Origin of the sequence: Massilia sp. (genome assembly GCF_032106685.1) — a bacterium.
In the GTDB taxonomy this organism is placed as follows: Bacteria; Pseudomonadota; Gammaproteobacteria; order Burkholderiales; family Burkholderiaceae_D; genus Telluria.
The window spans coordinates 13,263-31,574 of record NZ_DAMCPG010000034.1; the positions used below are offsets into that span (position 1 = coordinate 13,263).

Genomic DNA, 18,312 nt, shown 5'->3' on the forward strand with positions numbered 1-18,312 from the left:
GTTGGCCGTACTGGTCACTTGTTTGAGTAGGTGTTAAGGAACTAAGGTACTACGGTACACCAGCGGTACAACCGTACCTTTCCCTGATTTTACGTAAATTTCGCTAACTCATTGATTCGTTGTATACTATCGCCTTCACCAACCTTCGCTTACTTGACCTCGATTTACCTACGGACGTAGTTTTGCTAGCAAACTCATAATCCGTTGGTGCCCGGTTCGACTCCGGGGAGGCCTACCACTACATGATCATCCGGCCCAGCCCTCATCGGCTGGGCTTTTGCATGTGCGCCGGCCAATGTGCCGAGACTGCCTTGGCCGAGGAACTTGTGCGCTCCTCCTGCGATCAATCCTCCGTGCCGATACTGTGCCGGCGAAGTCATGCGCAACCCGCTTACCAAGCTCACCGCTAAGGAAGAGGACGAGCGCCGCTCCCATGAGCGCAGCCACGTTCCCCGTGTATTGCTGAACATCTTCGCAATCGGCATGGTCGTCGTGATCGCCGGTGGCGTGCTCGCGCCAAAGTTTCACGTCGCTGTCGCCTTGCTCTGGGGTTTCGGTTTTTGTGTCAGCGGCATGCTCATGGGCTTTCTGTTTGCGATCCCGCGCGTCTTGCCGGCCGGCGCTGTCGCCGCGTCGACGCGTTCCGATACCGCGAGCGCGAGCACCGGCGAATGTTCTGCGCGCAATGACACGGTGACCCGGGATTCTGGATAAGCAGGGGCGGCGTGTGCCGCGGTCAGGCTCAGCGACAGCAGGAGCAGGGAAATGCGATGAGGTATTTGCATGACGGAGCAATCCGGCGAGCCGTCAGTCACAGTACGCCATCCCGGCCGAGCTGGCTTGGGGCTGCACAATGCATGGCAGACGCAGGCGCGGGCGTATTTGCACAGGAAGAGCTGCGACGCGGGACTTGCTCGCATTGTCCAGTGCCCGATTCGCTCGGCCACGCTATCGGCGCGTAAATACCTGGATTCAACTTTCGTAGTTCATAGGAAATTGTTTGATCTACCGCAAGGACTGGCCATCGGGGCCTGGGTCATCCTTGCGTCCGCGTAATCCAATCGCGTCGCTCCGGCGCCCTCAGCTAGCAATGAAAAGAAAAAAATTCGACATCGACGCCATGACCGACCTGATGGCGCCCGACCCCGAGACTTCCCGCCAGTACCGCGACTACCTCGAATTCACCGACCAAGACGCCCAACTCCTGCGCGAGGTCCATCCCTACCTGCAAGCCCACCAGTCCGAGGTGGTCGTGTCCTTCTACGACCACCTGCTGCGCTTTCCGCGCCTGCAGTCGCTGCTCGACGACTGCCATACCTTTGCCCGCCTGAAGCACCTGCAGGCCGCCTACTTCGATACCCTCACCGTCGGCGATTACGACGAGGACTATGAACGCAACCGGGTGCGGGTCGGCCTGGTGCACCAGCACGTCGGGCTGGAGATCCGCTGGTACATCGGCGCCTACCGCAAGTATCTCGCCGAGTTGGCGCCGGTGCTGCGCCAGGCGCTGGCGGGCACGCCCGAGAAATACCAGCCGACCTACGACGCCTTGCTGAAACTGATCTGCCTGGACATGAGCCTGGCGCTCGACACCTACGAGCAGGCCGGGCGCATCGAGTTGTCCGGGCTGAAGAACTACGCCGAGCAGGTGCTCACCAGCCTGCCTTCGGGCGTGATGGTGGTCGACGCCACGCGCCAGGTCCGCACCATCAACCCCGCGATGTGCACGATGCTGGGCGTGGCCGTGCCGCCCAGCGTGGACATCGATTTCCTGCCCCAGCCCGAACTGCGCGCGGCCATCGAGGTCGCGCTGCTGGCGCCGTACCACCGCGAGGAGTTGATGCTGACGCTGGAGCCCGAGGCGCCGGACGGCCAGCCGCGCTACCTGCGCTGCGCGCTGTCGCGCGTCTGGCTCGACGGCGAAGACTTGCTGCTCCTGATCGCCGAAGACCTGACTGCGCCGATGCGCGCCAAGGCCGCCCTGCACGACAGCGAGGAGCGCTTCCGCATCGCTTTTGACCACGCCGCGGTCGGCCTGGCCCAGGCGGCGCCGGATGGACGCTGGCTGCGCGCCAACCGCAAGTTCCAGGACATCGTCGGCTATAGCGAGGAGGAGCTGAAGGCAATGAACTTCCGCCAGATGTCGCTCGACCAGGAACTGCCGGCCAGCGAGGCGCCGCTGCGCATGCTGCTCTCGGGCGCGATACCGAGCTACGCGATCGAGAAGCGCTACGTGCGCAAGGACGGGCAGCCGGTCTGGGTCAACGTGGCGGTGTCGCGCATGGTCTCCAGCCGCGGCGACGTCAACCTGATGATCGTGATCGAGGACATCGCTCGCCGCAAGCAGTACGAGCACGAGCTGCGCCACCTGGCCAGCCACGACGTGCTCACGGGTTTGGCCAACCGCAGCCTGCTGATGGACCGGCTCGACCAGGCGCTGGCGATGGCGCACCGCAGCGGCCACCAGGTGGCGATCCTGTTCATCGACCTCGACCGTTTTAAAACCATCAACGACAGCCTCGGCCACGAAGCCGGCGACCACGTGATCGTCGAGGCCGGCCGGCGCTTGTCCGGCATCGTGCGCGAAGGCGATACCGTGGCCCGGCTCGGCGGCGACGAATTCGTGGTCCTGATGCCCGACCTGGAAGACGCCGACGGCGCGGCGGTGCTGTCGGCCAAGCTGCTGGAGGCCCTGCTGCTGCCGATGAACGTGCTCGGCCACGAGTTCTCGCCGGTCGGCAGCATCGGCATCAGCATCTATCCGCGCGACGGTGTCGACAGCAATGCCTTGCTGAAGAATGCCGACGCGGCCATGTACCGCGCCAAGGAACTGGGCCGGGGCAATTTCCAGTTTTATACCGAGGAAATGAACGCGCGCACGCTCGAACGCCTGTGCATGGAGAGCGGCCTGCGCCGTGCGCTGGAGCGGCACGAGTTCGAACTGCACTACCAGCCGCAGATCGACCTGGCCACCGGCGAGCAGGTCGGCGTCGAGGCGCTGCTGCGCTGGAAACCGCCGGGCGGCGAACCGGTCGGGCCGGCCGAGTTCATCCCGATCGCGGAGGAGACCGGGCTGATCGTCCAGATCGGCGCCTGGGTGCTGCGCGCCGCCTGCGAGCAGATCGTCGCTTGGCGCAATGCCGGCCTTCCGCCCATGACCGTGGCCGTGAACCTGTCGGCGCGCCAGTTCCACCAGCAAAACCTGGTGCAGCTGGTCGGCCAGATCCTGGCCGAGACCGGTTGCGACGCGGCCCAGCTCGAACTCGAGATCACGGAAAGCGTCGTCATGGCCGACCCGGCCGGCGCCACCGCCACCTTGCAGGAGCTGAGCGACATGGGCGTCAGCCTGTCGATCGACGACTTCGGCACCGGCCACTCCAGCCTGAGCTACCTGAAGCGCTTCCCGATCCACGCACTGAAGATCGACCGCTCGTTCGTGCGCGACCTGACCACCGACGCCGACGACGCGGCGATCGTCTGCGCCGTGATCGCGCTGGCGCACACGATGCAGTTGAAGGTGATCGCCGAAGGCGTCGAAACCGAGGAGCAGCTGGCCTTCCTGCGCGAACACCGCTGCGACCAGTTCCAGGGGTATTTCTTCAGTCCGCCGGTGAGCGCCGGACAGCTGCGCAATGCGATCGAGCAAAGGATCGACGCGAGGCCGGCGCTGTTCGCATGAGCCTGCGACCGACCCCGTTCAGCGCGCCGCGTAGTACTTCGCCAGCTCCGCGATCTCGGCGTCGCTCAGCTTGCGCACGGCGTTGCGCATTTGCCGGTTGATGTCGTTGGCGCGGCGGCCATCGCGGAAGGCATGCAGCTGGTCGCGCAGGTAGGTTTCCGAGATCCCCTCCAGCACCGGCGTGGCCGGGCGCCGCGCATGCGGGCTGTGGCAGGACGAGCAGGCGCCGATGCTGCGCATCGGATCGCCGTTGCGCACCAGGCGCGGCGTTTCGTGGACCGAGGGTGCGATGTCGGCGATGCGTTCGCGCTCGAGCGACGCGTAATAAGCGGCCAGGTCGCGCATGTCCTGGTCGCTCAGTTCCATGACCAGCGGGCGCATGATGGCGCTCGGCCGGTGGCCGGAAGCGAAGTCGCGCAGCTGCTTGTAGGTGGCCGAGGCCGGCTGCCCCGCCAGGTGCGGCGTGCCGGCCGGGCTGGTGCCGCGCGCGCCGTGGCACATGGTGCAGGCCATCGCCAGCGTGGCGCCCTTGCCGATCGAGGCGCCGCCGTTCACGTCCATCATGTTCGCGTTGACGATCACGCTGGTCGGAAAGCGCTGCTGCTCGGCCGGCAAGCCTGCGCCCTGGAAGGGTGCGGGAGCGCCGGCGGCGCTGCAGATGGCTTCCCACAGGCTGGCCATGGCGTTGCGCGCGTGCGCCTTGGGCAGCCAGACGAAGCCGACCAGCGCGGCGAGCAGGGCGATGAGGGCCAGGATGCCGACGCTGACGGTGAACCAGCGGTTCCTGAACGAAAACGTTTTCTCCGTGGTCATGGCTGGCTCCCCACCGGCACGGCCGGCACCGAGGTTTGCTTGAGCGCCATCAGCTGGCTGATCGGGTAGCCGTAGTTCACGATCGACAGGCCGATCATCAAGGCCAGCCACAGTGCGTAGCTGTTGAGTGCCGCCGGCAGCCGGCCTTCGTTATGGGCCGCCTGGCTGAAGCGGAAGTCCGGCAGTTCGATGCGCAGGCCGCGGTGCCCGCCGAGCAGCACCAACAGGAACAGCAGGCCGGAAATCACCAGGATCAGGCCGCCGACGAAGGTGATGATCACGGCCAGCGCCTGCGGTGCGATTTCCGGATTGCTGTAGTCGAAATAGGCCATCCTGCGCGGCATGCCGAGGATGCCGACCACGTGCCACGGGAAGGTGAGCACGATCATGCCGATGAACCATAGCCACAGTTGGGTGCGCATCAGGCGGCCGCTGGCGAGCTGCTTGCCGGTCAGGTGCGGCCACAAATCGTAGGCCAGCGCGAAGTACATGATGACGATGGCGCCGCCGAAGATCAGGTGGAAGTGGCCGGTGATCCATTGGGTGTTGTGCACGGCGAAGTCGAGCTGGTAGCTCATGTTGATCAGGCCGCCCGCGCCGCCGAAGCCGAGCAGGATGAAGGAAAAGGCCACCGCCAGCATCATCGGGTTCTGCCAGGGCAGGGCCTTGACCCAGCCGAAGGCGCCCTTGCCGCCGCGCAGGCGTCCGGCGATCTCGACGGATGCCGTGATGGTGAAGATGGTGAGTAAAGTCGGCACCGAGACCATGCCGGTGAATACGGCGTGCAGGAATTTCACGCCGGAGCCGACCTGCGGGTCCTGGAACAGGTGGTGCACGCCGATCGGCATCGAGAACACCAGGAACAGGATGAACGAGATGCGCGCCATCCTGTCGCTGTACAGGCGCCCGCCGATCGCGCGCGGCACCAGGGTGTAGAAGGCGATGTAGGCTGGCATCAGCCAGAAGTAGACGATGGCGTGCAGGGTCCAGGAGAAGAACACCCGCGCCAGGCCGGCGTCGATGGTCGACTTGAAGCCGAGCGCCACCGGCAGGATCATGAACAGGATCTCGATCGCGGCGCCGAGCGAGGTCCAGGCCCACAAGTAGGCGCCGGCAAGGTTGGCGAACATCGGCAGCGGCACCGAAGCGCCCGGGTTGGCCCGCTTCCAGACGCGCAGGTTGACCGACATCAGCGCCACCCAGATCCAGGAGCCGACCACCACCAGCACCACGCCGATGTAGTAGAAGGCATTGCCGATCAGGGGCGGATAGAAGGTGTAGAGCACGGTGGCCAGGCCCATCGAGACCGGCACCATGGCCGTGACCGTGCCGATCACGACCAGGAAGAAGCCGATCCAGGCCCAGCGCCGCCCGACCAGGCTTTGTTTCAGGGCAAGCTCGACGATGGCGTAGCCGAAGCCCATGGCGACCAGGGTCGGGAACACGTAGCCCATGGCCGAGCCGTGGGCGGTGACGGCGCGGTAGTACAGTTCGGGGTTGCCGATCCAGTCGCGCAGCGGGCTGCGGATGTACATCTGCCATTCGCCCAGCAGCAAGGCGACGAAGAAGGCGATGAAGGCAATCCAGAAATGCGCCAGGATGAGGCGTTTGGTGTCATTGTTCAGCACAGCTCAACCTCCTTCCGCCGGCGGCCTGGCGCATGAACTCGGCCTTCTCGATGATCTTCACGCGCGCCCACATTGCGGCGTGGCCGACGCCGCAGTATTCGTGGCAGGGCATCATGTGCTCGCCGGTGTTCTCGAATTTGGTGCGGAAGTTCGAGATGTAGCCGGGGACGAGCATCAGGTTGACGTTGCTCTGGCCCATGGAGAAGCCGTGCACGACGTCGGCCGCGGTGCCGCGGATGTGGATCGGCGTGTCCTTCGGCACCAGCAGGCAGGAGGGCGTGAACGAATACTGGTTGGCCAGCACCCGCACCGTCACCGTGCCGTCGGCTTCGGCCACCGAACCCAGGTTGGTCTCGATGAATTCGCCCGAGATGTGCAGGGTGCCGGGGTCGATGGTCTCGGTGCGCACCGGCGGCATCGCGGCCCAGTGCACGCTCATGTAGGCGATCATGCCGACCAAAAAGGCGATGATCAGGCCGACCAGGATCGCCCAGCGCGATTCGGCCGCGTGGGCAACCGCCGCGCCGGCGGAAGAGGGGTGGGTCGCCATCTCAGTCGCCTCCGCGCGCCAGGTACACCAGGACGTAGAAGGCGACCCAGATCGCCAGCACGATGGCCACCGCCAGGCCCGCCACCGCAAAGGCGCCACCCGGGCCCCGTGCCACCACGGCGTCGACCCGCGCCTGGTCGTGGCTGGCATCCCGCTCCATCGGTTCCAGAATCATGCACGCTCCTCGATCACGTTGACTTGTTCAAGCCTTGTATCCAACCGCCTTATTCCACTGTCGCCGCACGCAAGTCGTTCACTTCGCGCACGCTCACCGGCGCGCCGCGGTTGCCCCAGGCGGTGCGGATGTAAGTGACCACCGCCGCGATGTCGTCATCGGACAGCGAATGGGCGAACGGCGGCATTCCATAGGGCATCGGGTTGCGCCGGGTGCCGGGCGGATAGCCGCCGTTGAGCACCATGCGGATCGGGTTGACGGCGGACGTCATCGTGATCGACTGGTTGGCGGCCAGCGGCGGGTAGTGCGGCAGCTTGCCGCGTCCCTGGGCGCCATGGCAGTTCGCGCACTGGGCGTCGTAGATGCGCTTGCCCTGTGTGAACTGCTGGGTGACGTTGGCGCGCGCCGGCGCCGCCGCCGGGTCGGTGGCGAGCGGCTGGTCGGCCGGCAGGCTCTTCAGGTAGACCGCCATCGCGCGCACGTCCTCGGTGGTCAGGAATTGCAGGCTGTTGAAAGTGACCTCGGCCATCGGACCATAGACCGTGCCGCGGTTCGACACGCCCTTTTGCAGCAGGTCGATGATGTCCTGGATTTCCCAGTTGCCCAGGCCCGCTTCCTTGTTCGAGGTGAGCGAGGGCGCGTACCAGTTCTGCATCGGGATCAGGCCACCCTGGAAGGCGCGTTCCTGCGAAGAGCCGCCGAGCGCGTTGATCGGGGTATGGCACATCGCGCAGTGGCCCAGGCCCTCGACCAGGTAGGCGCCGCGGTTCCATTCGGCCGACTTGGTCTTGTCGGGGACGTATTCGCCTTCCTTGAAATACAGGGTGCGCCAGCCGATCAGCAGGGCCCGGTTGTTGTAGGGGAAGCGCAGGTCGTGCTGGCGCGAGGCCTGGCGCACCGCCGGCACCGAGCGCAGGTAGGCGTAGATGGCGTCGGTGTCGGCGCGCGTGACCTTGGTGTAGCTGGCGAAGGGCATGGCCGGGTAGAGCAGGTCGCCGTTGCGCGAGCGGCCGGTGCGCATCATCTTGAAGAAGTCGTCGGCGCTCCACTTGCCGATGCCGGTTTCCGGGTCGGGCGTGATGTTCGGCGCGTACAGGGTACCGAAAGGCGTGGGCATGGCCCGGTTGCCGGCGAAGATCTTGCCGCCGGGGACGGTGTGGCAGGCGATGCAGTCGCCGGCCTGGGCCAGGTACTTGCCGCGCTCGATCAGCGCCTGCTGGGCATTGCGCGTGGGCTGGGCAGCAGGCTTTGCCGCCTGTTGCGCCAGCGAGGGCGTCTGCGCCGCCGCCAGCAGCAACAGCGGCGCCAGCCAGCCGGCGACAAGCTTGAAGAGTCGGATCGGGTTCATCGGCGCGCCTCCTGCAGGGGCTGGCTGCCGCAGGCGAGCGGCAGGCGGGCTGCGCTGGCCTTGGCGGGGCGGACATTCGTCACCGGCAGCGAGGCCAGGTAGGCCGCCACCGCCGCCACCTCGGCCTCGCTCAGGGTCGAGGCGACCACCTGCATGCAGTCGGGGGCGAGGGCGGTGCGCACGCCGTAGCGCCAGGCGCCGAGCTGGGCGCTGACGTAGTCGGCGCGCAGGCCCAGCAGGCCCGGGATGCCGGGTTCGCGCCCGGCCAGGTCGGCGCCGTGGCAGGCGGCGCAGGCCGGCAGGCGCTTGCCCGGCACCCCCTGCGTGACGATGCGCTGGCCTTCGCCGAGTTGCTGGGCCGAGGCCTTCACCGGCGGCTGGGCCAGCGGCGGCGGGTTCTGGGCCGCGAAGTGCTCGGCCATCTTGAACAGGTAGGCGTCGGGCAGGTAGGCCAGCAGGTAGTTCATGGGAACGTACTTGCGGCGCCCATCGCGGAAGGCGACCAGCTGGTTGTAGAGGTAGCCGGCGGGCTTGCCGGCAAGGCGGGGAAAATAGACGTTTTCGACGCCGCGCCCGGCGACGCCGTGGCAGCCGACGCAGGCCGCCACCCGCGCTTCCATGGTGTCGGGGATACGGTCGGCCGCCGTGTTCTGCGCCAGGGCAGCGAGCGGCGATGCCAATAGAACCAATAAAAGTGAACCAGGGGAAATCTTCAAGGGACACTCCCGCAGCGTCTTCTACATTGTTCGGCCCGGTTTGGGAAGGATTGGCAAGAAAGTTAGCACATCGGTCATGAACATGGCGCACGCAGCGGTAACGCGGCGGCCGGCGAGAGCGGTTCAGTCGGGAACGAGCGCGAGTGCCCCGTGCCGGTCCAGCGCATAACGCTGCAGGTCGCGCGCCAGGAACAGCCTGCCTTCGTACTCGCTGCGTGCTTCCGCCTCGATCTCGCCCAGGTCGTGGTAGCGCGGGCTGAAGTGGGTCAGCACCAGGTTCGGCAGCTTCGCTTCGCGGGCAAAGGCGGCAACCATCTGCGCCGAGCTGTGCTGCGGTCCCGGCCCGATCTTTTCCAGGACCGCCTGGGTGTAGGTGGCTTCGTGGACCAGCACGTCGGCGTTCGATGCCTGCGCCGCCAGCAGGGACGGGGTGTCGTTGTCGCCGGCGACGATGAGCTTGCGCGCCGCGCGCGGCCGCAGCAGGTAGTCGGCGCTGCGGACAAGCGTGCCGTCGGGCAGTACGATGTCCTCGCCCGCCTGCAGGCGCCCCCAGCCGGGACCGGAAGCGATGCCGTCGCGGCGCAGCTTGTCCACATCCAGACGCCGCTCGATCTGTTTTTCGGTGAAACTGTAGGCGAAGGTCGGCACGCGGTGCGACAGCGCGGTGGCGCGCACGTGCACGTCGGGCAGGCGGTCGATGTCCATCGCTTCCTCGACGTCGACGAATTCGAGCGGGTAGGGAAGCGTCAGCTCGCTCGTCTCGCACACGGCCTGCACGAAGCGCCGCACCGAGGGCGGAGCGACGATCAGGAGCGGCGCGGTGCGACCCAGCATGCCGGCGCTGGCGAGCAGGCCGGGCAGGCCGTAGCAGTGGTCGCCGTGGATGTGGGTGACGAAGACCGCGCCCAGCGTCATCAGCGAATAGCCGGTGCGCAGGATGCGGTGCTGGGTGGCCTCGCCGCAGTCGACCAGGTACCATGCCTTGCCGCCGGGCGCGCGCAGCGCCAGGCCGGTGACGTTGCGGGCGCGGGTCGGGGTGCCTGCCGAGGTGCCGAGAAATTGAAATTCCATGCTGTTCGCCGGTCGTGGATATCGCTTACGATTATCGGTCAAAGGGCTGAACCCGGCATAGTCGTGCCGAGCGTCACGACTCGAACCCACCACGAAGGAATCATGCACCTGCTTACCCAAGAACTCGACGACGCCTGCGCCGCACTGGCGCGCATCCTGCTGGCCCGGACCCAGGGCGCCTCCCAGGATATTCTCGAGACCGTCACCCACCGGCTGGCGCAGGAGGCCACCCAGCATGCCGAGTACGTGGAGCTGCTCGGGCGCGACCCCAACATGGTGACGCGCGCGGTGATCTACCTGTCCGACACCCATGCCCATCCCGAGCTCGGCAGCGATACCGGCTGGTTCCGGCCGATGCTGGCGTGTTTGCTGGAGCTGGCGGCGCCGAGCCTGGCCTTGTCCGGGGCCGGGGCGCGCTTCCTGATCGACGTCGAGGAGGGCGTGGCGCAGTCGATCGCCGACGACGCCGGCGCACGCCGGTAGGGCTTCAGCGCGCGACGGTGCGCAGCGTCGGCAAGTACCGCCACAGGTACAGGCTGACGCTGCACCCGACCGCTACCAGGGCGATGCGCAGCCCCAGGTGCTCGAAGCGGATGACCGCCACCACGAGCGAACTCCACATCATGACCGAGGCGACGATCTTGGCCCGCAGCGGAATCCCGTTGCCCGCCTCGAAATTGCGCAGGTAGACGCCGAACACGCGGTGATTGACCAGCCAGCCGTGCAGGCGATCCGAGCCGCGCGCGAAGCAGGCCGAGGCCAGCAGCAGGAAGGGCGTGGTCGGCAGCAGCGGCAGGAACAGGCCGAGGATCGCGAGCACAAGGGCCAGCACGCCAGCGATGTTAAGGAGGAGTTTCATCGGCTTGGGAGAGGTGAACCTGCATTATGCACGAGCGCATGTCCATGAAAGATAATTTCATCAGGGAAATAAAATGAAAGAATATTTCATTCCGCGCGGACATTAAATGTGCATTGAAACAACACTTCACCCGGTTTGACTTGCCGCAAAGATACGTCGACTATACAATTTATAGGTAATTTTTCGTCAACTGTCATTCAGCCGACCCTCATGCTGCCGGGTCGTTCCCGGCCATGCCCCATCAGATCGACACTTCGCTGCGTTTCGTCCGCGCCGCGCGCCCTTACTTTCGGCGCGCCGTGCTGCTGCGCCTGGCGCTTTTCCTGCTGGTCGCGTTGCCGGTGGTCTGGCTGCTGATCGCCCGCGCCCAGGTCGAATTGCACGCCACCGCGCGTGACGAAAGCAACCGCAACGTCCAGAACCTGGCGCATGCCTTTGCCGAGGAAGTGCGCTCGACCGTCACCTCGATCGACCTGTCGCTGAGCCAGTTGCGCCTGAGCTGGCTGCGCAACCCGGACCAGTTCCGCGCCATCGTCAACGAACTCAACACCCATTTGCAGGGCCATCTGCTGGTCAACATGATCGTCACCGACGACAAGGGCATCGCCGTGTTTTCCAGCGTCGGCGACGTTTCGCGCCGGATCGACCTGAGCGATCGCGCCCACGTGCGCGCCCAGCTCGATGCCGGCGGCAGCGACCGGCTCGTGATCGGCCGGCCGCTCAAGGGCCGCGTCTCCGGCCTGTGGTCGGTCCAGTTCACGCGCCCGATCTACCGCGAGGACGGCAGCCTGGCCGGCGTGATCATCGCCGCCGTCGCCCCCTCCTACTTCTCGCGCTTCTACGACACCATCGACCTCGGCGAGAATGCCTCGATCGCCCTGGTGCGCGACGGTGGCATCGTCGTGGCGCGCACCACACGCGGGGAAGTGACCCGCGACAGCGGCCGCACGCTGTCCGGTGCACCGTATATCCCGGGCAGCGGCCCCTGGGGCACCTTCCACCGTGTCAGCCGCATGGACGGCATCGAGCGCTACTACGGCTGGCGCACCCTGCCCGAATACGGGCTGGTGGTGACGGTCGGCCAGGCCGTGGCGGATGCCCAGGCGCGCTACGCGGGCCAGCGTTCGCTGCTGGTCGCCACCGGCTGCGCGGTATCGCTGCTGCTGGTGCTGGGCGGCTGGGCCGCGTTCACCGCGGCCGACAGCCGGCGCCACGCCGTGGCCGCGCTGGCCGCCGCCGAGATGCGCTGGAAGCTGGCGCTGAATGCCGCCGGCGAGGGCGTCTGGGACTACAGCTTCGCCAGCGGCATGATCACGCTGTCGCCGAGCGCCCGGGGCATCGTCGACGCCTCCGGCAGCCTGCTGCCTTTCGATCGCAACGCCTTCCGCGCGATGGCCCATCCCGAGGACGTCGACGCCGTGCTGAGCGGACTCGACGAGCACCTGCACGGCGTTACCGCGCATTACCAGGGCCAGTACCGTACCCGGCTGGGCAATGGCAACTGGCGCTGGATCCTGGCGCGCGGCCGGGTGGTCGAGCGCGGGCCGGGCGGGCGCCCACTGCGCATCGTCGGCACCGTCGCCGACATCGACACCCGCAAGCTGCAGGAAGACGAGATCCGCCACCAGGCCTACCACGACATGCTGACCGGCCTGCCGAACCGCCTGCTGTTCGGCGACCGCCTGGCCCAGGCCCTGTTGACCGCCCAGCGCGAAAAGCACAAGCTGGCGGTCATCTTCTTCGATCTCGACAAGTTCAAGCCGGTCAACGACACCTATGGCCACGCGGTCGGCGACGTGCTGCTGCAACAGGTCGCGACGCGGGTGCGCGGCGCCCTGCGCGCCTCCGACACCCTGGCGCGCCTCGGCGGCGACGAGTTCGTCGTGCTGCTGCCGCGCATCGCCGCCGCGACCGATGCCCGCCGCGTCGCCGAGGAGATCCTGGCGGCGCTGAACCGTCCCTTCGCACTCGATGCGGCGACCCTGCATATCTCGGGCAGCCTCGGCGTGGCCGTGTACCCGGACTCGGCCACGGACGCCGAGGCCTTGCTGCACCACGCCGACCTGGCCATGTACGAAGCCAAGCTGGGTGGACGCGGGCGCGTCGCCGAACGGCTCGTCGCTTAATTCAACCCCGGGCTTTCAGCGCCGCAACCGCAAGCTTTCCATCACGAAGCCGCTGGCCGGCAAGGTCGGCATGCGCGCCAGGTCGATCGCCAGGTCCTGCGGCGGCACCTCGTAGGCCACCTCGGACGCCAGCAGGCGCAGGGCCGACTTCGTCAGTTCCACCGTCACCATCTCGCCGGGGCAGCGGTGGCCGCCGGCGTAGTCGCCGGCGCCGTGGGAGACGAGGTCGAAGCCGCTGCCCTGGCGGCCCTCGAAGCGCCCCGGACGGAAATGCTCGCCGTCGCCGCCCCAGCTGCCCGGGTGGCGGTTGGTGCCGTAGAGGTCGAGCAGCACCCAGTCGCTCTTCGCGAAGCGCAGGCCCTGCCATTCGAAGTCTTCCAGCGCGCGCCCGCCCACCGCCGGGAAGAACGGGTAGTAGCGCCGCACCTCCTGCACGAACATGTCGAGCGCGGCATCGTCGCCACCCGCCAGGCGCTCGCGCCACTCGGGGAATTCATGCAGCGCCAGCGCGCCGAACACGATGTAGCGCGCCACCGCGACCACCGGGCGCAGGATGTTGATCAGCTCGACGGCCGCGTGTTCGCCCGACAGCACTTCGCCGTCGGCGTCGACGTGGTAGGCGATCCGCGCCGCCGGGCTGTCGGGGTCGAGCGGGCCGTCCATGCGGATCGCGTTGATGCGCTCGCGCGCCCATTGCTCGGTATGGCGGCGCAGCGACTGGCCGAGCCAGTTGCGCGGGCCCACGGCGCCGGCGCCGTCGATCATGGCCGAGAACTCGGCGGTGCGCAGCACGGCCTCGTCGGCGTTCGCCAGCGGCACCCCGGCCCAGGCGCAGGCGGCGCGGCACAGCACCGCCTGCGCTTCCTGGATCAGCACCACCTGGCGCCGGCGCGCCCACAGCGCGAACTGCCGGCGCCATTCGGCCTCGGCCAGCGCCACCAGGCGCGCGCGCTGCTGCGGCGACTGCAGCGCCAGCATCAATTCCTTGCGCAGGCGGTGCATCTCGCCGTCCAGGACCTGGGTGCTGCCGTGGTCCTGCAGCAGCGCCAGCGTGGTCGGCGGAATCGCGCGGCGCCGCGTGAAGCGCCCCGGCTGGTAGAACATGCGCGCGGCCGCCTCGCCGCGCACGCAGACCACGCGCTTGAGCATCAGGCGCGTCGAGAAGATGTCGGAATTGAGGGCGTCGCAGCGGTTGCCGATGAAGCGGTAGCCCTCGCTCAGCAGGGCATAGGTGTTGTCGAAGCCGGGCGCCTCGGGAATGGCGCGATGGACCGGCAGGGCGGGCTGGCGAAGGTCGTTCATGGCGTTCTCCTTTCGTGCCGAGTGTGCCAGAGGCCGCGTGCACACAATGTGCGCCAGCGCCCTTACCGCCGCGTCTGACGGAAATGCGCAACGGTTTGGCGCGCTGGAACCGGCCGCCGCCGCGATGTGGCTGGCGTAGGGTGGGTACTCGTACCCACGCGTGAACGATGAGCAGACGCGATGCGACTGGCGTAGGGTGGGTACTCGTACCCACGCGTAAACGATGAGCAGACGCGATGCGACTGGCGTAGGGTGGGTACTCGTACCCACGCCTAAACGATGAGCAGACGCGGCGCTGCATTGAACGTCAACACGACGCAGGCTTCACGCGTGGGTACAAGTACCCACCCTACGGCTTTGCGGCATGCGATGCGGTCGCGCGCATGAATTCGCACCGCAGGCATCGTCTTGCGCAAGGTCAGCGGTGCTGCATACGCGGCCGGGAACCGCGCCGGCGCCGGCGCGTTCCAAGCATCCGACGCTCCCTTCTTTCAGGAGGCACGATGAGCCGCTACCGCAAGCGCCTGCCCCAGCTGGGCGGACGGATCTTCCTGTCCGACGCCGGGCTGGAAACGATGCTGAGCTTCCAGCAAGGTTTTGTCTTGCCCTCGTTCGCCTCCTTCGTGCTGCTGCGCGAGGAGCGCGGCCGGCAGGCGCTGGCGAGCTATTTCGAGACGTTCGCGCGCATGGCCCACGAGCACGGCACGGGGGCCGTGCTGGAAACGCCGACCTGGCGCGCCAACCCGGACTGGGCACGCGGCCTCGGCTACAACGCGCTGGCGCTGGCCGAGGCGAACCGGGCCGCGGCGGCGCTGCTGGCCGAGGTGCGCGAACGCTGGGACGGCCCGGCCAACCCGGTCGTCATCAGCGGCAACCTCGGCCCGCGCGGCGACGGCTACCGCGCCAATCGCCGCATGCGCGCGGCCGACGCGCGCGACTACCACCTGGCCCAGGTCGCCACCTTCGCCGGGACCGAGGCCGACATGGTCGCCGCCTTCACCATGACGTATCCGGACGAGGCGATCGGCGTGGTCGACGCCGCCGCCTCCTGCGACATGCCGGTGGCGATTTCGTTCACTGTGGAAACAGACGGCCGCCTGCCGTCGGGCGATGCCTTGTCCGAGGCCATCCTGCGCACCGACGCCGAGACCGGCGCTTATTGCGCCTATTACATGATCAATTGCGCCCACCCGAGCCATATCGGCCACGCGCTCGAGGAAGACGGTCCCTGGCGCGCGCGCATCCGCGGCCTGCGCGCGAACGCCTCGCGCCGCAGCCATGCCGAGCTCGACGAATCGGCCGAACTCGACGACGGCAATCCGGAAGAGCTGGGCGAGGAGTACCTGGAACTGCGCACGCTGCTGCCGCAGATGAACGTCGTCGGTGGCTGCTGCGGCACCGACGAGCGTCACGTGGACGCGATCGCGCGCAGCCTCGCGCGTGCCGGGCCGCGAGCGGCGCATTGAGGCGCCGGCCGGCACCTACCCGTAGGGTGGGCCGGGCCACGCGAGGCGGTTTTTCCCGCCCACGCGTCCAGCGCACGCCGGCATGCCGCAACGGCGTGAGGCGGCCCGCCGCGGTTCAGGAACCTTGCATGGTATGGCTGGGGCCGGGGCTAGCCGGCATCCGCTCCGCTTCCGCTTCGCAGCGCGGCAGGTAGATGCTGACCGTCGTGCCCGCCCCCAGCCTGCTTTCCAGGCGGATGTGGCCGCCGCTCTGCTTGACGAAGCCGTGCGCCATCGACAGCCCGAGCCCGGTTCCCTTGCCTTCGGGCTTGGTCGTGAAGAAGGGCTCGAAGGCGCGCTCCATGACGTCCGGCGGCATGCCCTGGCCGGTGTCGGCGACCGCGACCAGCACGTAGTCGCCGGGCAGGATCTCGGCGTCGGCATCGGCATGCTCGATGCGGGCGTTGTCGAGGCGGATCGTCACCTTGCCGCGGCCTTCCATCGCGTCGCGCGCGTTGATGACCAGGTTGAGCAGCACGTTTTCCAGCTGATTCGGGTCGACCAGCGTGTGCCACAGCCCTTCGGGAGCGCTGCGCGCGATCTCGACCGAGTCGCCGGCGGCGCGGTGCAGCAGGCTGTCCATGCGGTCGAGCAATTGGGCGACGTTCACCACGCTCGGGTGCAGCGGCTGGCGCCGGGCAAAGGCCAGCAGTTGCGAAGCCAGCTTCGCGCCGCGGTCGACGGCGTCGAGGATGCCGTGCAGGCGCTTCTCGCTGTTCTTGCCCGACTTCAGCATCAACTGGACGTTGGCGCTGACGATGTGCAGGATATTGTTGAAATCGTGGACGACGCCGCCGGTCAGCTTGCCGACCGCTTCCAGCTTCTGCGAGCGCGCCAGCGCCGCGCGCGCCTCGTCCAGGCCTTGCTGGCGCAGACGTTCGCGTTCCTCGAACTGCTTGCGCGGACGCAGGTCGCGCATGAAGGCGCTCGCGCCCCTGCCGACCTCGGCCGGCAGCAGGGCCACCACGATCTCGACCGGCAGGACGCGTCCGTCGCGTCCCCGCAGCGCCAGTTCGGCCGGCTCGCCGGGAACGATGGGCGCGCCGTCGTGCGCGCGCAGGCGCGCGAAGCCCCGGGCGCCGGGCACGGCGTCCTGCGGCGCCAGCAGCAGCTCGCCGGCATCGCGTTCCAGCGCCTCCTGGGCGCTCCAGCCGAACAGGCGCGCCGCCTGGGCGTTCCAGTCGGTGATGCGGCCGTTGGCGTCGACCGCGACGAAGGCGTCGTGGGCGTTGTGCAGGATGACGTTCATGCGCGCGCGTTCGGCCGCGATGCGCTCGTAGGACTGGCGCAGTTCGAGCGTCATCGCGCGCGCCAGCTGCAGCGCGCGGCGCCGCTCGCTGGCCAGCAGCCACACCACCAGGGACAGCAGGAAGCCCAGGCCGATGCCGGTGCCGGCGATCACGCGCGGACGCGTGTCGTCGAGCCGGGCCTCGAAGGAGGGCGAGGAGGCGATCTCGAGCGTCCACGGCCGGCCCGAGATCGTCGCCGACAGGGTGCGCCGCAGCAGCGGCGAGCGCCAGGACGGCGTCGGTTGCGAGCGGAACAGCAGGGCCTCCGGCTCGGCGCGCGTGCCGTCGTAGATCGTCACGTCGAGGTCGGAGGCATGGGCGCCGCCGACCCCGCGCATCAGGTCGTTCATGCGGAAGGGGGCGTAGGCCCAGCCGACGATGGCGGCGCGGCGCTCGTCGAGGGTGGTGGACGGCATGCCCGCGCGGTAGATCGGCAGGTACATCAGGAAGCCGGGCTGCGGGTTGCTGCCCTCCTGCACCAGCACCACCTTGCCCGACATCGCCGCGGTGCCGGTGTCGCGGGCGGCGGCCATCGCGCGTTGCCGCACCGGTTCGCTGTACATGTCGTAGCCGAAGGCGCGCAGGTTACGTCCCGTAAATGGCTCGATGTGGGTGATCGAGGTCACGATCGGGCGTTCGCCCGCGGGATGCACGCTATAGCCGGGAAAGCCGTGGGCGCGGATCGCCGCCTCGTGGGCGGCGATCCGGCGCGGCGGGACGATGCTGGCGATGCCGAGCGCCTCGATGCCGGGAAAATGCTCCTGCAGGTTCTGGACGCGGAAATATTCGGCGAAATCGCGGCGCTCGATCTCGACGGTGCCGCGCATGAAGCCGCGCAGGCCGCGCAGCACCTGCTCGTAGACCGCCATGCGGCGCACGGTGCCGGTGGCGAGATCGCGCGCACGGTAGTCGAACTGGGCCTCCAGGTCGGCGGCGACGACGCGCCGGGCGCCGTTCCAGGCGACCCAGGTGACCAGCAGCGAAATCGCGAACACCAGCGCGGCCAGCAGCAGGGGCCCCCATCCCCGCCGCACCGTGGCGTGGGGGAGGGGGCTGCTCTGGTCGGGGTCTGAACGCTGCATGTAGGGTCGGGTGCCGTGCGTCCGCCTGGACGAAGTGAAATAGGGGGCTTCTCGATGCCGCAAGCATACGCATCTCATCGTCGCCGGGGCGCACAGGAGGGGCGGGCACGGCTAGCTTTCCGAGGCCACGATTTTACAGGAATCAATATTCGCGGTATAAAATCGGCCG

Annotated in this window: 15 protein-coding genes; 5 read left to right on the forward strand and 10 right to left on the reverse strand. The window is 67.8% G+C overall.

Annotated features, from left to right (window positions below):
• Positions 1-378: 378 nt before the first annotated feature.
• A complete protein-coding gene (locus RT688_RS17300; protein ID WP_313706088.1) occupies positions 379-714 on the forward strand; it encodes a hypothetical protein in 336 nt (111 codons plus the stop codon).
• A gap of 376 nt (positions 715-1,090) precedes the next feature.
• The gene (locus tag RT688_RS17305; RefSeq protein ID WP_313706089.1) at positions 1,091-3,679 is read left to right on the forward strand and encodes an EAL domain-containing protein; all 2,589 of its coding nucleotides are present in this window, start codon (positions 1,091-1,093) and stop codon (positions 3,677-3,679) included.
• An 18-nt stretch (positions 3,680-3,697) separates the two neighbouring features.
• On the opposite strand, the gene RT688_RS17310 is transcribed toward RT688_RS17305, so the two are convergent.
• The 7 genes from RT688_RS17310 to RT688_RS17340 form a co-directional block, all read right to left on the reverse strand.
• A complete protein-coding gene (locus RT688_RS17310; protein WP_313706090.1) occupies positions 3,698-4,492 on the reverse strand; it encodes a c-type cytochrome in 795 nt (264 codons plus the stop codon).
• Positions 4,489-6,120: a b(o/a)3-type cytochrome-c oxidase subunit 1 gene (locus RT688_RS17315; protein ID WP_313706091.1), complete on the reverse strand. Its 1,632-nt coding sequence runs from the start codon at positions 6,118-6,120 to the stop codon at positions 4,489-4,491. Before RT688_RS17315 ends, RT688_RS17310 begins: the two co-directional genes overlap by 4 nt.
• Positions 6,107-6,670 carry a cytochrome C oxidase subunit II gene (locus RT688_RS17320; protein ID WP_313706092.1) on the reverse strand — a complete coding sequence of 188 codons (564 nt, stop codon included), beginning with the start codon at positions 6,668-6,670 and terminating at the stop codon, positions 6,107-6,109. Before RT688_RS17320 ends, RT688_RS17315 begins: the two co-directional genes overlap by 14 nt.
• A 1-nt stretch (position 6,671) precedes the next feature.
• Positions 6,672-6,845: a hypothetical protein gene (locus RT688_RS17325; RefSeq protein ID WP_313706093.1), complete on the reverse strand. Its 174-nt coding sequence runs from the start codon at positions 6,843-6,845 to the stop codon at positions 6,672-6,674.
• A gap of 49 nt (positions 6,846-6,894) precedes the next feature.
• A complete protein-coding gene (locus RT688_RS17330; RefSeq protein WP_313706094.1) occupies positions 6,895-8,193 on the reverse strand; it encodes a c-type cytochrome in 1,299 nt (432 codons plus the stop codon).
• Entirely contained in the window at positions 8,190-8,813 is a 624-nt protein-coding gene (locus tag RT688_RS17335) for a c-type cytochrome (RefSeq protein WP_313706123.1), read from the reverse strand. Before RT688_RS17335 ends, RT688_RS17330 begins: the two co-directional genes overlap by 4 nt.
• A 219-nt stretch (positions 8,814-9,032) precedes the next feature.
• Positions 9,033-9,980: a ribonuclease Z gene (locus RT688_RS17340; RefSeq protein ID WP_313706095.1), complete on the reverse strand. Its 948-nt coding sequence runs from the start codon at positions 9,978-9,980 to the stop codon at positions 9,033-9,035.
• A 102-nt stretch (positions 9,981-10,082) separates the two neighbouring features.
• Here RT688_RS17340 and RT688_RS17345 point away from each other — a divergent pair, with 102 nt between their 5' ends.
• Positions 10,083-10,463 (forward strand): hypothetical protein, encoded by a 381-nt coding sequence (locus RT688_RS17345; RefSeq protein ID WP_313706096.1) that lies wholly within the window; start codon positions 10,083-10,085, stop codon positions 10,461-10,463.
• Between the two features lie 4 nt (positions 10,464-10,467).
• Here RT688_RS17345 and RT688_RS17350 read toward each other — a convergent pair whose 3' ends face one another.
• Positions 10,468-10,839, reverse strand: coding sequence for a YbaN family protein (locus RT688_RS17350; RefSeq protein ID WP_313706097.1), 372 nt, complete (start codon positions 10,837-10,839; stop codon positions 10,468-10,470).
• A gap of 233 nt (positions 10,840-11,072) precedes the next feature.
• Between RT688_RS17350 and RT688_RS17355 the strand changes: the two genes are divergently transcribed.
• Positions 11,073-12,965 (forward strand): diguanylate cyclase domain-containing protein, encoded by a 1,893-nt coding sequence (locus RT688_RS17355; protein WP_313706098.1) that lies wholly within the window; start codon positions 11,073-11,075, stop codon positions 12,963-12,965.
• A gap of 15 nt (positions 12,966-12,980) precedes the next feature.
• Here the strand turns inward: RT688_RS17355 and RT688_RS17360 are convergent, their stop codons facing one another.
• Complete coding sequence (locus RT688_RS17360) at positions 12,981-14,267, reverse strand: cytochrome P450 (RefSeq protein ID WP_313706099.1); 1,287 nt, start codon at positions 14,265-14,267, stop codon at positions 12,981-12,983.
• A 503-nt stretch (positions 14,268-14,770) separates the two neighbouring features.
• Between RT688_RS17360 and RT688_RS17365 the strand changes: the two genes are divergently transcribed.
• Complete coding sequence (locus RT688_RS17365) at positions 14,771-15,733, forward strand: homocysteine S-methyltransferase family protein (RefSeq protein WP_313706100.1); 963 nt, start codon at positions 14,771-14,773, stop codon at positions 15,731-15,733.
• A 115-nt stretch (positions 15,734-15,848) separates the two neighbouring features.
• Here RT688_RS17365 and RT688_RS17370 read toward each other — a convergent pair whose 3' ends face one another.
• Positions 15,849-18,143 carry a CHASE domain-containing protein gene (locus tag RT688_RS17370; protein ID WP_313706101.1) on the reverse strand — a complete coding sequence of 765 codons (2,295 nt, stop codon included), beginning with the start codon at positions 18,141-18,143 and terminating at the stop codon, positions 15,849-15,851.
• Between the last annotated feature and the right edge of the window lie 169 nt (positions 18,144-18,312).

Bases quoted from the DNA above. Each gene is read 5' to 3' on its own strand.
- RT688_RS17300 (WP_313706088.1), top strand. From the start codon at position 379: ATGCGCAACCCGCTTACCAAGCTCACCGCTAAGGAAGAGGACGAGCGC.
- RT688_RS17305 (WP_313706089.1), top strand. From the start codon at position 1,091: ATGAAAAGAAAAAAATTCGACATCGACGCCATGACCGACCTGATGGCG.
- RT688_RS17310 (WP_313706090.1), bottom strand. From the start codon at position 4,492: ATGACCACGGAGAAAACGTTTTCGTTCAGGAACCGCTGGTTCACCGTC.
- RT688_RS17320 (WP_313706092.1), bottom strand. From the start codon at position 6,670: ATGGCGACCCACCCCTCTTCCGCCGGCGCGGCGGTTGCCCACGCGGCC.
- RT688_RS17325 (WP_313706093.1), bottom strand. From the start codon at position 6,845: ATGATTCTGGAACCGATGGAGCGGGATGCCAGCCACGACCAGGCGCGG.
- RT688_RS17330 (WP_313706094.1), bottom strand. From the start codon at position 8,193: ATGAACCCGATCCGACTCTTCAAGCTTGTCGCCGGCTGGCTGGCGCCG.
- RT688_RS17335 (WP_313706123.1), bottom strand. From the start codon at position 8,813: ATGGAAGCGCGGGTGGCGGCCTGCGTCGGCTGCCACGGCGTCGCCGGG.
- RT688_RS17340 (WP_313706095.1), bottom strand. From the start codon at position 9,980: ATGGAATTTCAATTTCTCGGCACCTCGGCAGGCACCCCGACCCGCGCC.
- RT688_RS17345 (WP_313706096.1), top strand. From the start codon at position 10,083: ATGCACCTGCTTACCCAAGAACTCGACGACGCCTGCGCCGCACTGGCG.
- RT688_RS17350 (WP_313706097.1), bottom strand. From the start codon at position 10,839: ATGAAACTCCTCCTTAACATCGCTGGCGTGCTGGCCCTTGTGCTCGCG.
- RT688_RS17355 (WP_313706098.1), top strand. From the start codon at position 11,073: ATGCCCCATCAGATCGACACTTCGCTGCGTTTCGTCCGCGCCGCGCGC.
- RT688_RS17360 (WP_313706099.1), bottom strand. From the start codon at position 14,267: ATGAACGACCTTCGCCAGCCCGCCCTGCCGGTCCATCGCGCCATTCCC.
- RT688_RS17365 (WP_313706100.1), top strand. From the start codon at position 14,771: ATGAGCCGCTACCGCAAGCGCCTGCCCCAGCTGGGCGGACGGATCTTC.
- RT688_RS17370 (WP_313706101.1), bottom strand. From the start codon at position 18,143: ATGCAGCGTTCAGACCCCGACCAGAGCAGCCCCCTCCCCCACGCCACG.